The sequence below is a fragment of the Bradyrhizobium sp. MI1.4 genome, from assembly GCF_055811315.1.
On record NZ_JBVVPP010000004.1, the window covers coordinates 20,182 to 32,913 of the forward strand.

Consider the following 12,732-nt stretch of genomic DNA (forward strand, 5'->3'; position numbering starts at 1 on the left):
AACCCCGACGTACGCGCGGCCCGCCCTAAAAACCCTGCCCGCCGGCTGCTTCCCCCCATAAAAATTGGGGGGGGGGGGGGCGCCCCGCCCCCCCCCCCCCCCCGGCTCACAGATGTCCGACTCCATGGTCTCATCGCCAATAGCCCCGCGCCGTGCCCGATCGCAAGCGTGGTGGAACACCGTGAATGCCTGGCTGCTGCTGCTGCCGGCGGCCGTCCTGCTACTCGCATTCACGCACTTTCCGATTCTGGCGACGATCCGGCATTCGCTGTTCGTCACGCGCCGCAATGGCACGGAGGCCTTCGTCGGGCTTGACAGCTATCGGTCCATGGCGGCCGATCCGATCTTCTGGAAGGCGCTGGTCAATAATTTCTGGTTCGCGCTCGGCACGATCCCGACCTCGATTGCCCTGGCCCTGGTGATGGCGATCTGGGTCAATCGCAACATACGCGGCCGCGGCTTTCTGCGACTGGCCTATTTCACGCCGACCGTGCTGCCGATGATCGCCGTCGCCAATATCTGGCTATTCTTCTACACGCCGGATTACGGGTTGCTGGATCAGTTGCGCGGCCTTTTCGGTTTCGGCGGCTGGAATTGGCTGGGCGATCCCTCGACGGTGATGGGCTGTCTGGTCGTGATGGTGATCTGGAAGGAGGCCGGCTTCTTCATGATTTTCTACCTGGCGGCGCTGCAGCAGCTCTCGCCGGACCTCGAAGAGGCCGCGTCCATCGAAGGCGCGAGCCGGTGGTATACGTTCCGCCGGATCACGTTCCCATTGCTGATGCCGACCACGTTGTTCGTGACGATCAACGCAGTCATCAACTCCTTCAAGTTGGTGGACCATCTGGTCATCATGACCAAGGGCGGTCCGAACAACGCCAGCACGCTGCTGCTCTACTACATTTATGAAGTTGCCTTCACCTTCCAAGAATCCTCTTACGCGGCAACGCTGACGGTTGTGCTTCTGATGCTGCTGAGCTCGGTTGCGCTGATCAAGTTCGGTTATCTCGATCGCAGGATCCACTATCAATGAGAGGCCGGACACGCCCCATTGAGGCCGTCGCAGCATGGCTCCTGGCTTTGATCTGGCTTGCCCCATTGGCCTATGCCTTTTGGAGCGCGCTGCATCCGGCCGCTTACGCCACGTCGTTCAGCCTGTCCGCGCCCTGGACGCTGGAGAATTTTGCCCGGGCCTGGAACCAGGCGCCGTTCGCTCGGTACTATCTCAACACGGTGGTGCTGGTGACGCTGATCCTGGTTGGTCAGCTCATCCTGTCGACGCTGGCCGCCTATGCCTTTGCGCGCTTCAGGTTCAGGGGCAGCGGCATCGCTTTCGCCCTCGTTCTGCTCCAACTGATGATCATGCCCGACGTCCTGATCGTCGAGAACTACCGCGCGATCGCAAGGTTGGGATTGCTCGATACGATCCCTGCGATCGCGCTGCCCTATCTCGCGAGCGCCTTCGGCATCTTCCTGCTGCGGCAGACCTTCAAGGGTGTGCCCCAGGAGTTGGTCGAAGCCGCGCGGGTCGAGGGAGCGGGTCCGCTCGGAATCCTGTGGCGGGTCTATGTCCCGCTGGCTCGCCCGACCTATGTCGCCTTTGGCCTCGTCTCCGTCAGCTATCACTGGAACAACTTCCTGTGGCCGTTGATCGTCACGAATTCGGTGGAAGCGCGGCCGCTCACCGTGGGGCTTGCCGTGTTCGGCGCGCCTGAGACCGGCGTGGATTGGTCAGTGATCACGGCGGCAACCGTGATGACGATGGCGCCGCTGCTGATCGCGTTTCTGCTGTTCCAGCGTCAGTTCGTCCAGTCATTCATGCGTGCAGGCATCCGTTAATGAGACTTCTCACCTGGAACATACAGTGCGGAAAGGGCTGCGACGGCGTGACCGATCTGGCAAGGATCGTTGCCGTCGCCCGACAGACGCTCGATGCCGACGTGTTCTGCTTCCAGGAGGTGAGCGCGAATTTCTCGAGATTTGGTGATGGAGCGGATCAGAGCGCACAGCTGGCAGCCCTGTTGCCCGGCTACTCCGTAATATTCCGACCTGCTATCGAAACTGTCGACCGTGATGGCAACCTCCATCACTTCGGCAATATGACGCTGTCCCGGTGCCCGTGCTGCAGATTGCCAATCACCTGCTGCCATGGCCGAGTGTAGGCACGGTGCGCAGCATGCGCCGTCACGCCCTGGAGGTGACGGTTCAGGCCTCGTTTGGCGCGGTCCGCGTCGTCAACACGCATCTCGAGTTCCATTCGGCCGGCCAGCGCGAGGCGCAGATCGCTCGCCTGCTGGATTTGCAGGAGGACGCGTCAATGAGTCCGAGGCAGGCCGGCTTCCGGCACGATGAGCCGTATGGAAGTCAGACCGTCGCGGCGTCGAGCCTGCTGTGTGGTGATTTCAATTTTGATGTTGCCGACCCTCAGCACGCATTGATTGCCCGATCTGGCCGGCCTCGTCTGGCGTATCGGGATGCATGGACCGCCGATCGTCCCGGCCGCGCGCGTGCGCCGACTTGCGGAATCTACGACCGCGCGCAGTGGGCCGACGGGCCCGACTGCCGCGACTTCATTTTCGTGACGGAAGATTTGACCGGCTACGTTCGCAGCATCGAGGTCAACGAAGCGACGGATGCATCCGATCACCAACCCATTGCAATCGAACTTTCGGAATAGAGGAATAGAGGAGCTACTAAAAAGCTGTCGTTGCAAGGGGGGCTTCCTCGGTCTACGTCGCGATACGTCTGAACTCGGTCAAACAAAAAAGAATGGCACGCCACGATGAACGCGACGGCGGCTGACCTCAAAGCCGCGCCTGAATTTATGCACTCTGGCAGGTGGGCCAACACGTGATTGATTCAGAAGGCGTCCAATGCCCTTTTACGTTTGGCCGAGATTAGAAAGCGCGAAGGCGGCAAGCAAGCCGACAATAACAAGCACGCCGGCCAGCTTCTGTTCGCCTTCGACAGCTTCCGGCACCTGCCGAGGCGTGCGCGCAGGCATCGAGGAGGACGCGGGCGTCCGGAGACTGGTACGCGAGGCTAGGCGGGCGCCTTCAGAGAATTGAGACGCTTGCGGAGAAATGCCAGCACCACGATCTCGTCGGGAGTGAGCTTGGCGTACTGGCGCTTGAACTTCTGCGCGATCTTGGCATCAATCATCTTCACGAGGTCACCAGACATGTAGGCGTTCAGGACTTCCGGGTGCACGTAGCACTTGCGGCAGATCGCCGGTGTGTTGCCGAGCTGCTTCGAGACGCTTTCGATCGCGGCGACGACGTTGCGCTTGGCCTCGGCCTGGCTGTCGTACTTCTTGAATTCGGCAAGCGCCAACGCCGCCAGAACCGTCCCCGCCCAAGTTCGAAAATCCTTGGCGCTGAAGTCCTCGCCCGTGATGTCCTTGATGTAGGCGTTGACGTCGCCGGAATCGACGGTGCGGGGCTGTCCGTCCTCGTCCAGGTACTTGAAGAGCTCATGTCCCGGGATCTCCGCGCAGCGCTTCACGATCGCGACTATCCGCTTGTCCTCGACGCGAAGCTTCCACTGTTTGCCCGATTTGCCCGTAAAGTCGAACCGAAGGACGCCGCGCCCGACCGCGACGTGCTTGCGGCGCATAGTGGTGAGCCCGTAGGACTTGTTTTTCTCGGCATACTCGGCGTTGCCGACCCGGATCAACGTCTTCTCCAGAAGACTGACGATCGTGGCCAGCACCTTCTCGCGGGGCAGTCCGTCCCGCTTCATGTCGGCGGCGACCCGCTCCCGCAGCGCTGGCAGCGCGGTCGCGAACTGGATGATGTGCTCGTACTTGTTCTGGTCGCGCAACTCGCGCCATTTTGCGTGGTAGCGGTACTGCTTGCGGCCCCGCGCATCGAGCCCGGTTGCCTGGATGTGGCCGTTCGAAGACGGGCAGATCCACACGGATTCGTAGGCCGGCGGGATGCCGATTGCTTTGATGCGTCGGATGACGGCGGCATCGGTGATGCGCTTGCCGTCCTTGTCGTAGTAGCTGAAAGTGGTTCCAGTCCGCTTGCGCGTGTACCCCGGCGCGGAGTCGCTGACATACCGGAGGCCTTCTTCCGCGATGGTGGCCGTGACCCCGGCGGTGCGGTCCAGAACCTCTTCTTCGTTGCTGGTTTGTCGGAGCATGGGCCGGTCCCCTCGGAAGCACCCTGGGATCGAGGCTCCACTCATTCTAAAGGGATGAAGACACCGGTTGGTTCCGCTCGGAGGTCGGTGGACGCGAGGTGTGGATCAGTGGCCTCCAGAACAGCGGGACCTCAGATGGAGAGCCGGTCCGGTTCTTTCGACAAGGCGCTGCGCAGTCGATGACGGCATGGTCTAGCTTCAGACAATCGCCACAAATTTCACCGACACGCTTCCCGCAGTCAATCTTCAGGAAGGCCGCCATGTCCCAGTATTCACTCGATGAATTGCGGCGGCGCTATGTCGTCGAGAAAAGACCCCTCGAGGCCAGCGTCGAGCAGGTCTTACGGGCCGACGCCCGCGCGGGAGCCCGTGCCATCCTGGCTTCCATCGATAAACGGCGCTCCGAAAACAGGTCCGAAGGGCAGCGCCTGCGAAAGATGCTCCGCTTCGAGACCTCTCTCTGGGCAAGCGGCCATCATATTGTGGCAGGCGTGGACGAGGCGGGAATGAGCCCTCTCGCCGGGCCAGTCTCCGCCGGCGCCGTGATCCTGAAACCCGGCACGCGGATAATCGGAATTGACGACTCGAAAAAACTCGATGCCGCTGCTCGCGAAGAACTCGCGAAGGAGATCAAGGAAAAGGCAGAGAGTTGGTGTGTGGGATTCGTCGAGGTCGAGGAGATCGACGCGATCAACATCTATTGGGCAGGCATCCAAGCGATGCAGCGTGCGGTCCGGGGGCTAGGGTTGGCGCCGCAGCACTTGCTGATTGACGCGAAGCGGTTGAAGGAAATCGAGATCCCTCAGCAGTCCATCATTAAAGGCGACGCCAAGTCCGCCAGCATCGCCGCCGCCTCCATCCTCGCGAAAGTCGAGCGCGACAGCATAATGCGGACGCTCGATGTGCGTCACCCCGGCTACGGATTCGCGGATCACAAGGGCTACCCGGTGCCGGCTCATTATCAGGCGCTCGCCAGGCTTGGTGCATGCGCAGCTCACCGGAGGTCGTTCGGACCTGTACGCAAGGCCCTCGGACTGCCGCCCCTGCCGCCGTGGCCTTCGGCGTCCGAGCGCGCCGCGAGCTGAACTCCTGGGGTCCACGTTTCGTCTCGGCGTACTATTTTCGCGGCCATTTCTTTTCGCGAACGACGTCCTTGGCGTTTTTGTCGGACCTCAGGCCGAGATAGACCGGCTGGCGCAGCTCGCCCTTGCTGGTCCACTCCGCGAATTTCACTTCCGCGACCAAGGAAGGACGCACCCAGGTCGTAACCCGCTCATTTTTCACCTTGCCAGGGAAGGGCGACTTGGCTGTCTTCAGCCTCACGAGCTTGCGGTGAAGCTCTTCGAGAACTTGGTGGCTGAAGCCGGTGCCGACGTGGCCAATGTACCGCCATGCATCGGCGTCGCGTACCGCCAGCACGAGGGCGCCGAAGAAGGGCCGGGTTCGCCTCGGCGCGGTGAAGCCGGCGATCACTACCTCCTGCTGCTGCGCGGTCTTCACCTTCAGCCAATCGGCGGTCCGGCGTCCAGACGCGTACGGGCTATCGGCGCGCTTGGCCATGATGCCTTCGAGATGTCTCAGCTCGGCTTCTGCAAAGAACTTTGTGCCGCCGCCTTTGCGGTGGTTGCTGAACGCGATCAGCTTGTGGCGCGGCAGGAGGGTCTTGAGCCGCTTCTTGCGCTCGAGAAGCGGCAGCGCCCATTCTCGCCTACAGTTCGGCCGACATCGTCAGCCCGCAGGTCCGTCAGGGCGACATTGATGCGTGCACCTATAATCGTCAGCAGGCCAAAGATCAGCGCGGGGCGAGAACAATAAAGGCAGGGGCGATGAAAGCGCAGCTGCAACATTCGTTTGCGGCTGCGCCTGTTCGAAACGTTCAGACGTCACGTTTTCGGACTTGGTTGGGGCATAGGTGCGGCTTGAGGAGTTTGAGAAGGTGTCGGATTGCTCTGCTGCTGAAGCGCCGCGGGGTCGCCGCCCGCATGAGGGACGCACGTACCGATGTTGCTGAGCAGGCGTTTGGCCTGGAGATCGCGGACCTTTGAGTATTCGCGTCGTCGCTCGATATTGGCCGCGGCCCATCGGTCCCAGGCCTCGAAAGCGTCCGTATAGTGCTTTCGCATCTGCTCCTCGGCGGCAAGGCAATCGGCGAATTTGTCGAAAACAAGGTCGGTGTTGACCGGGGTCATGCCTCCTACCAGGACAACGAGCATCCATTTCATCTTGCCGATCGCCTTTCACACCGGGCGAATTCTCCGCTAACGCGCAGAATTCCGTGCACTGTGGTTAGATGGCCCGACGGCTGCGACCGGCTACAAAACCGTAGACGAAAAGCACGATGATGGCGCCTACCACTGCCCCCACTAGTCCTGCGCCTTCTCCTGGCCGGTACCAGCCGAGAGATTGGCCAAGATAGGTCGCAACGAACGCGCCCACTATTCCCAGGATGGTGGTCAGGATGAAACCCGAGGGCTCGTTGTCGCCGGGCATGATGAACTTCGCGATGACGCCTGCGATGAAACCGATGATGATCGTCCAGATGATGCTCATGTCTCTCCCTCGATCGCTGTGGTGTTATCCCGCCGATGAAGCCGGAAGACGTCCATCAGGCGTGTATTTGTCCACGGCAGTCGGAAGCTCTCGGGACAAACGGTCGAGAATCTCCTGCTGCGACAAGCCGGTCTGCTGCTCCAGTTTTTGAAGGACGTCCGGACCGATAGCCTGCTGGAGTTCGGGCGGGGTGACTTCGCGGTTCGGCCCCTGATTGATCCAGGATTGAGCCACATCGCCTTGCCCGTTCTGCCTGAAGTGCTCGAGCAATTCGCCGATCCCGCCGTTCAGCAGCGAACCCACGCCTCCGGTGCCCGCTAGGCCGCCAAGGCTGCCGAGCATGCCGCTCAGGGAATCCTTGGCACCCGCCGGCTGGCCGGAGGTCGCATTGCGAAACATGTCCGCCAGCTTGTCCCGATTTTGATACCCCGCGATTGCGAGCATACCCAAGAGGGCGGTCATCGATGGCATTCCGCGGCTCATTTTCGGCTCCTGAGTTCAACGATCGGCAACCAACCTACGCTGGGCTGAGAAGTTCCAAGTTTTCCCGAGCCGTGGGTTTTGGAAAGGAGGATCTAGAGAAGCATCTGCAAGAAAACGGGAGCGGGCTCCGGGCGAAAGTCCGGAGCAAACCAGCTCGCGCGACGTGCGCCAAATGGCCGCTTTGCTCATGCGGCGCGACGAAGCCTTCGTGCAGGCGGTCGAGGAACTGAAAATGGAAAAGCCCACCAAGTTGGAGCCGCGATGCTGCGTCGCTCGCGTTCGTTCGGCCTCGCGCTCGCAACAGCTTCTTTGAAGGAACTCGCGATTCCTTGAAGCGTCGCACCGCGATGAGTTTCGCGGACGGAGGAGCAGATGGCAGCGAAGGAGAAGACCGCACGGGGACGCAAACAAGATCGCGCCCGCGTGGCTAACGGCCAGGACTACGAAGTGCGATACGATTCCTCCTGACTTGAACGCGCCAGCTGCCCGACTGGAGCTTCTTAAAGGTCGGCACCGCGTGTGCGCTCCACCCGGATTTCATGTGCGCTAGTGTGCACCGGGAGATCAAACGCGGTACAAACGTGTGCAATTTTGGCTAGTTTGGAGTGCACACGTGTGCACTTGTTCCTGCTCTAGTCCATTGTAAGGATAGGATAACTACTTGGAATATCGAGAATATCGCTTTTCCGTGGCGCCCATGATGGATTGGACCGACCGGCATTGCCGGGTGTTCCACCGTCACCTGACGAGGCGGGCGCTGCTCTATACGGAGATGCTGACCACTGGCGCCATCATTCATGGTGACCGGAAGCGGCTGCTTGGGTTCGATCTGGTCGAGCACCCGGTCGCGCTTCAACTCGGCGGGTCGGACCCACGCGAGCTGGCGCTGGCGGCGCGGATCGGCGAGGAGTTCGGTTATGACGAAATCAACCTCAACGTCGGCTGCCCCTCCGACCGCGTGAAGGACGGCCGTTTCGGCGCTTGCCTGATGGCAGAGCCTGATCTCGTGGCGAGGTGCGTCGAGGCGATGAAGGGTGCGGTGGCCGTGCCCGTGACCGTGAAGTGCCGCATCGGGATTGACGACCAGGATCCGGAAGTCGCGCTCGACAACCTTGCGCACGCAGTCGTTGACTCCGGCTGCGAGGCGCTGATCGTACATGCCCGGAAAGCATGGCTCAGCGGTTTGTCACCGAAGGAGAATCGCGACATCCCGCCGCTCGACTATGATCGCGTCTATCGCCTCAAGCGCGCGATGCCGGATGTGCCTGTCATCATCAACGGCGGCATCCCCGGTGTCGACGAGGCAAGGGCACATCTCAATCACGTTGACGGCGCGATGCTTGGACGAGCCGCCTATCAGGAGCCGTGGCGGCTGCTCTCGGTCGATACCGACATTTTCGGCCAGGCGGCGCCGCATGCCTCGATGCAGGATGCGCTCGAAGCGATGATGCCCTACATCGAACAGCAGCTCGCGCGCGGCACGAGGCTGCACTCTATGACGAGGCATTTCGTCGGCGCATTCCACGCCGTCCCCGGCGCGCGCGCCTTCCGCCGCCATCTTGCCGAGCAGGGGGTGAAGCCGAGCGCTGGCCTCGAGGTGCTACGCGAAGCGATTGCGCGTGTCGGTGCGCGCGCACCGGCGGAGGCGGCGGCCTAGCCGTAATCGCATGACGAGCCGGATTGCAAGAGTCTAGTCGACTGCCAGGCGCGAGCGGCGGCGACTGGTCTGGAGCTCCGGATACCCGGTGAGCATCAGCCTGTCGGCGCGCACGCCCCAGCTCTCCAGGCGATCGAGGAAGCTCATCCCGAGCAGGTTGGTCTTCATCTGCCCGCGCTGTACGACGAGGGCTGGCACCGATTTCTCGACGAGGTGACCGACGGAGAGGCGGTCGATCGTGAGGCGGGCCGCCTTGGTGTGACCGCCCGCGGTTTCGAGATCGACGTCGTATTCGAGCATCTCGAGCGGCAGCCCGATCGCCTTCGCGGTTTCCCAGGTCAGCACCACCGAGGTCGCGCCGGTGTCAATGACCATCGGTGCGGCCACGCCGTTGATCTTCGCGCGCAGCGCGAATTCGCCGCCCTGGCCGCGCGGAATCTGCACGGCGGGCGCGGGCGCTGCGGTCTGCGCGCGAAAGATATGCGAGACCTTGCTGCTTGCGCGCGCGATCTGGTCGGAATCGCCATAGGCGACAACGGCACCGGCCGTGCAGGCGAGCATGATGAGAACGAGCAGGAACCGGATCATTGCGCATCTCCAGATGCGCGCCGACCGGTCAGGTGTGTTTCGGCGATCCCGCGATGGGCGGAAGTCCAGCCTGATTCATGCGCGCCGGCAACAGCGCCATGACCGTGATGCGTTCCGCGCTCTCCATGGCGTGCCAGCGCGCGATCTCCGGCAATGTGCGTCCGCAGCCGAAGCACAGCCTGGTCTTGGGATCGATCATGCAGACGGCCACGCAAGGCGTTTCTTTGCTCATTCGGACATAGTGGCGGATGGTCGGGCATGTCTGCAAGCATCTCGTTACGAGCCCGTACCTGCGCTCATGATCGGCTTGCGGCGGGGCCGGCGCTTCTCGTCCGCTACCGCGGAACTCTCGGGTTGGAGCGGCGGAGAATCATCCGACATCGGCGCCAGCGCGCTCATCACGCGCTCGGGCGGGAAGGTGACGATCACTTCGGTGCCGATGCGCAGCTTCGATTTCAGCGTGAACGTACCGCCATGCAGGTCGACCAGATTCTTGGCGATCGGCAGGCCGAGACCGGCGCCCTGTTCGGCCGACTTGATCGAATTGGAACCTTGGCCGAACGATGCGAGCACGACCGGAATCTCGTCCTCGGGAATCCCGGAGCCGGTGTCCTTCACCGAGAGATATTGTCCGCCTGAGGCCGTCCAGCCGGCCTTGAGCCAGATCTCGCCGCCCTGCGGAGTGAACTTGATCGAGTTGGAGAGCAGATTGAGCACGACCTGGCGGATCGCGCGCTCGTCGGCCCACAGCCGCGGCATCGCCTGCTCGAACACCTCGTGGATGGTGATGCCACGGCTCGAGGCGCGCAGCTTCATCAAATGATGGCAGTCGGCGACGATGCCGACCAGCGAGACCGCTTCCTCGTTGAGCTCGTAGCGGCCAGCCTCGATCCGCGACAGATCGAGGATCTCGTTGATGAGGTTGAGCAGGTGGACGCCGGAATTGTGGATGTCGGCCGAGTACTCCTTGTAGACCGGCACGGCATGCGCGCCGAAAATCTCGCTCTTCATCACCTCGGAGAAGCCGAGGATCGCGTTCAGCGGCGTCCGCAGTTCATGGCTCATCTGCGCCAGAAAGCGCGACTTGGCCACATTGGCGGATTCGGCGCGGTGACGCGCTTCGTCCGAGATCGCCTTGGCTTGTTCGAGTTCGCCAATCAGCGCGTCCTTCTCGGCCCGCGCCTCGAGCGTGGCGAAGGCCGAAGAGTGCAGGCGGTGAGCCAGCAACACGAAATAGCCTTCGGCGGCGACGGCGAGCGCGGCCAGGATGTAATTATCCAGCGAGCCAGTCATCACGAAGCTCAGCGCCATCGCGACCGCGACCGGTGCGGTGGCGGCGAGGGCGGCGATCGGCAGATTGGCGGCCAGCATGCTTGATACTGCGATCACCAGCAGCATCAGGAACATCATCAGCGTTTCCGTGATCATGTCGAGCACGGGATGGATCAGGATCGCCATCCAGCAAAGGCCATAGAGCAGGTCGAGCACGACGAAACGCGTCTGCCATGCGCGCGTTGCCGCGGGCGAGGCGGGCTCGGCCAGGAAGCGGTGGCAGCTGCGGATCATTGCGGCATGAATGCAAAGCATGCCGGCGGTCCAGGCCGCGGCCGGGATCGGCTGCATCCACAGCCCAAACAGCACGCCTGTCGCGACCACAAGCAGCATCACGACATAGGAGGCCGACAGCCGCGTCTGGGCGTAATGGCGCAGCATTTCGGCATCGAAAGCCGGCCGGGTTCCACTGGTCGACGTTAACTTATCGCGCGCCTCGCGCACCCGCTGTGCCGCAGCCCGGCGATGGCTCGCCGACGGCACGCTCACCGGCTCGGCCGGAAGCTGCACAACCTCGGGCTTTTCAGCGGGTTTACTCATCGCACAACAACAATTCCTGCCCGCGCGGGACGGGCCTTCTGCATTGTCTATCTCTGGCAAGAAATCCTTAAGAGGTGACTTAAGGAGCTAAAGAATTACGTTAACCCGGCGTTAATTTTGGATCCGGCGTGAGCCGCTCAATGCAGCGCCGCGTGCTGCGCGATGTACACCACGGCGCCCGCCAGATAGCCGGCGAGCGCGGGAACGGCGATGCGGCGGGCGTACCAGAGGAACTCGATGCGCTCGAGCCCCATGGCGGCGACGCCTGCGGCCGAGCCGATGATCAGGATCGAGCCGCCGGTTCCGGCGCAATAGGCGATGAACTCCCAGATGAAGCTGTCGGGTGGATAATGCGCGAGGTCGTACATGCCCATCGTCGCGGCGACCAGCGGCACGTTGTCGATGACAGCACTGAGCATGCCGAGCACGATCACGATGATGTCCTGTCGGCCGATCGCGGTGTCCAGCCATTTGGCCACCATGGAGAGCAGGCCGGCATGTTCGAGGCAGGCGACCGCGAGCAAGATGCCGAGGAAGAATACGATCGAGCCCATGTCGATCCGCGTCAGCGCATTCGCAAGCGTGAGGGGACCGCGGACATGCTCATCCTTTTTGCGATGAACGATCTCGCCGACCAACCACACGATGCCAAGCCCGAGCAGGACCCCCATGAAGGGCGGCAGGTGCGTGACCGTCTTGAAGGCGGGCACCGCGATCAGTACGCCGAGTCCGAGATAGAACATCACGTTCCGCTCGAACGGATCGACGCCCTGCAATCCGTCCTCTTTCGGCGGTGGTGCGATGGTCTTGCCCTTGAGTGAAAAGCTGATGAATGCGAGCGGCACCAGCAGGTTGAGCAAGGAGGGCAGGAACACCGCGCTCATGATTTTCAGGGGCGAAATCTGTCCGCCGATCCACAGCATGGTCGTGGTGACGTCGCCGATCACGGTCCATGCGCCGCCGGCATTTGCGGCGATGACGATGAGGGAGGCGAACAGCAAGCGGTCGTCGCGCTTGGCGATCAGCCGCTGGATCAGCGAGACCATGACGATGGTGGTGGTCAGATTGTCGAGGATTGCACTGAGGAAGAAGGTAACGAAGCCAATCAGCCATATCAGACGGACCTGGCTGGTCGTGCTGATGCGGGAGGTGATGACCTCGAAACCGTCATGGGCGTCGATGACCTCGACGATGGTCATCGCGCCAACCAGGAAGAACACGATCTGCGCGGTGGCAGCGACGGACTCGTCAAGCTGACGGCCGACCAGCGTGTGGTCGCCGGTCGCGAGCGCGTAGATTGTCCAGAGCACGCCCGCGCCGAGTAGCGCAGACGCGCTCTTGTTCACCCCGATAGGATGCTCGAGCGCGATCGCCGCATAGGCGAGGATGAAGATTGCGGCGAGTGCGGTCAGCAAGGCAGGATCACTTCGTGAGGT

Annotated in this window: 15 protein-coding genes and 2 pseudogenes; 8 read left to right on the forward strand and 9 right to left on the reverse strand. The window is 62.2% G+C overall.

All coding sequences use genetic code 11. The features are described from left to right. Positions 1-124: 124 nt before the first annotated feature. Genes AC0L23_RS06020 through AC0L23_RS06035 form a run of 4 tightly spaced genes read left to right on the forward strand, consistent with a single transcriptional unit; the run spans position 125 to position 2,677 of the window. Complete coding sequence (locus AC0L23_RS06020; protein ID WP_473356780.1) at positions 125-1,033, forward strand: carbohydrate ABC transporter permease; 909 nt, start codon at positions 125-127, stop codon at positions 1,031-1,033. Next, complete coding sequence (locus tag AC0L23_RS06025) at positions 1,030-1,839, forward strand: carbohydrate ABC transporter permease (protein WP_026233799.1); 810 nt, start codon at positions 1,030-1,032, stop codon at positions 1,837-1,839. The genes AC0L23_RS06020 and AC0L23_RS06025 overlap by 4 nt, the downstream gene beginning before the upstream one ends. After that, positions 1,839-2,162, forward strand: a complete 324-nt coding sequence (locus AC0L23_RS06030) for an endonuclease/exonuclease/phosphatase family protein (protein ID WP_473356781.1) — start codon at positions 1,839-1,841, stop codon at positions 2,160-2,162. The genes AC0L23_RS06025 and AC0L23_RS06030 overlap by 1 nt, the downstream gene beginning before the upstream one ends. Then, positions 2,114-2,677 (forward strand): endonuclease/exonuclease/phosphatase family protein, encoded by a 564-nt coding sequence (locus tag AC0L23_RS06035; RefSeq protein WP_473356782.1) that lies wholly within the window; start codon positions 2,114-2,116, stop codon positions 2,675-2,677. Before AC0L23_RS06030 ends, AC0L23_RS06035 begins: the two co-directional genes overlap by 49 nt. A 365-nt stretch (positions 2,678-3,042) precedes the next feature. Here the strand turns inward: AC0L23_RS06035 and AC0L23_RS06040 are convergent, their stop codons facing one another. Further along, positions 3,043-4,146: a DNA topoisomerase IB gene (locus tag AC0L23_RS06040; RefSeq protein WP_473356783.1), complete on the reverse strand. Its 1,104-nt coding sequence runs from the start codon at positions 4,144-4,146 to the stop codon at positions 3,043-3,045. A 260-nt stretch (positions 4,147-4,406) separates the two neighbouring features. Here AC0L23_RS06040 and AC0L23_RS06045 point away from each other — a divergent pair, with 260 nt between their 5' ends. Further along, positions 4,407-5,231, forward strand: coding sequence for a ribonuclease HII (locus tag AC0L23_RS06045; RefSeq protein ID WP_473356784.1), 825 nt, complete (start codon positions 4,407-4,409; stop codon positions 5,229-5,231). 31 nt (positions 5,232-5,262) lie between these two features. Here the strand turns inward: AC0L23_RS06045 and AC0L23_RS06050 are convergent. The 4 genes and pseudogenes from AC0L23_RS06050 to AC0L23_RS06065 all read right to left on the reverse strand — a co-directional run. Further along, a pseudogene (locus AC0L23_RS06050) lies at positions 5,263-5,838 on the reverse strand (ATP dependent DNA ligase); the annotation flags it as partial. Between the two features lie 191 nt (positions 5,839-6,029). After that, complete coding sequence (locus AC0L23_RS06055) at positions 6,030-6,368, reverse strand: hypothetical protein (RefSeq protein ID WP_085362141.1); 339 nt, start codon at positions 6,366-6,368, stop codon at positions 6,030-6,032. A 64-nt stretch (positions 6,369-6,432) separates the two neighbouring features. Then, positions 6,433-6,696 (reverse strand): GlsB/YeaQ/YmgE family stress response membrane protein, encoded by a 264-nt coding sequence (locus AC0L23_RS06060; RefSeq protein WP_018459399.1) that lies wholly within the window; start codon positions 6,694-6,696, stop codon positions 6,433-6,435. 24 nt (positions 6,697-6,720) lie between these two features. After that, positions 6,721-7,179 (reverse strand): YidB family protein, encoded by a 459-nt coding sequence (locus tag AC0L23_RS06065; protein ID WP_026233798.1) that lies wholly within the window; start codon positions 7,177-7,179, stop codon positions 6,721-6,723. Positions 7,180-7,351: 172 nt separating this feature from the next. Between AC0L23_RS06065 and AC0L23_RS06070 the strand changes: the two genes are divergently transcribed. From AC0L23_RS06070 to dusA, 3 genes and pseudogenes are all read left to right on the forward strand, one after another. Beyond that, positions 7,352-7,492, forward strand: a complete 141-nt coding sequence (locus tag AC0L23_RS06070; RefSeq protein ID WP_018459397.1) for a hypothetical protein — start codon at positions 7,352-7,354, stop codon at positions 7,490-7,492. 59 nt (positions 7,493-7,551) lie between these two features. Next, positions 7,552-7,641 (forward strand): annotated as a pseudogene (locus AC0L23_RS06075) (DUF3606 domain-containing protein); the annotation flags it as partial. A gap of 199 nt (positions 7,642-7,840) precedes the next feature. Then, on the forward strand, positions 7,841-8,836 hold the full coding sequence (gene dusA / locus AC0L23_RS06080; protein ID WP_256467242.1) for a tRNA dihydrouridine(20/20a) synthase DusA: 996 nt from the start codon (positions 7,841-7,843) through the stop codon (positions 8,834-8,836). Positions 8,837-8,869: 33 nt separating this feature from the next. Here dusA and AC0L23_RS06085 read toward each other — a convergent pair whose 3' ends face one another. The 4 genes from AC0L23_RS06085 to nhaD form a co-directional block, all read right to left on the reverse strand. Next, entirely contained in the window at positions 8,870-9,424 is a 555-nt protein-coding gene (locus tag AC0L23_RS06085; protein ID WP_473356785.1) for a TIGR02281 family clan AA aspartic protease, read from the reverse strand. A 28-nt stretch (positions 9,425-9,452) separates the two neighbouring features. Beyond that, positions 9,453-9,656, reverse strand: coding sequence for a DUF1289 domain-containing protein (locus AC0L23_RS06090; RefSeq protein WP_473356786.1), 204 nt, complete (start codon positions 9,654-9,656; stop codon positions 9,453-9,455). 44 nt (positions 9,657-9,700) lie between these two features. Continuing rightward, entirely contained in the window at positions 9,701-11,296 is a 1,596-nt protein-coding gene (locus tag AC0L23_RS06095) for a sensor histidine kinase (protein ID WP_473356787.1), read from the reverse strand. A 137-nt stretch (positions 11,297-11,433) separates the two neighbouring features. After that, a complete protein-coding gene (gene nhaD, locus AC0L23_RS06100; RefSeq protein WP_473356788.1) occupies positions 11,434-12,711 on the reverse strand; it encodes a sodium:proton antiporter NhaD in 1,278 nt (425 codons plus the stop codon). Positions 12,712-12,732: the final 21 nt, after the last annotated feature.

Excerpts from the sequence above, each read along its gene's own strand:
- AC0L23_RS06065 (WP_026233798.1), bottom strand. The coding sequence starts at position 7,179 with ATGAGCCGCGGAATGCCATCGATGACCGCCCTCTTGGGTATGCTCGCA.
- AC0L23_RS06020 (WP_473356780.1), top strand. The coding sequence starts at position 125 with ATGGTCTCATCGCCAATAGCCCCGCGCCGTGCCCGATCGCAAGCGTGG.
- AC0L23_RS06060 (WP_018459399.1), bottom strand. The coding sequence starts at position 6,696 with ATGAGCATCATCTGGACGATCATCATCGGTTTCATCGCAGGCGTCATC.
- AC0L23_RS06090 (WP_473356786.1), bottom strand. The coding sequence starts at position 9,656 with ATGAGCAAAGAAACGCCTTGCGTGGCCGTCTGCATGATCGATCCCAAG.
- AC0L23_RS06095 (WP_473356787.1), bottom strand. The coding sequence starts at position 11,296 with ATGAGTAAACCCGCTGAAAAGCCCGAGGTTGTGCAGCTTCCGGCCGAG.
- AC0L23_RS06040 (WP_473356783.1), bottom strand. The coding sequence starts at position 4,146 with ATGCTCCGACAAACCAGCAACGAAGAAGAGGTTCTGGACCGCACCGCC.
- AC0L23_RS06030 (WP_473356781.1), top strand. The coding sequence starts at position 1,839 with ATGAGACTTCTCACCTGGAACATACAGTGCGGAAAGGGCTGCGACGGC.
- AC0L23_RS06045 (WP_473356784.1), top strand. The coding sequence starts at position 4,407 with ATGTCCCAGTATTCACTCGATGAATTGCGGCGGCGCTATGTCGTCGAG.
- AC0L23_RS06055 (WP_085362141.1), bottom strand. The coding sequence starts at position 6,368 with ATGAAATGGATGCTCGTTGTCCTGGTAGGAGGCATGACCCCGGTCAAC.
- AC0L23_RS06085 (WP_473356785.1), bottom strand. The coding sequence starts at position 9,424 with ATGATCCGGTTCCTGCTCGTTCTCATCATGCTCGCCTGCACGGCCGGT.
- AC0L23_RS06070 (WP_018459397.1), top strand. The coding sequence starts at position 7,352 with ATGGCCGCTTTGCTCATGCGGCGCGACGAAGCCTTCGTGCAGGCGGTC.
- AC0L23_RS06025 (WP_026233799.1), top strand. The coding sequence starts at position 1,030 with ATGAGAGGCCGGACACGCCCCATTGAGGCCGTCGCAGCATGGCTCCTG.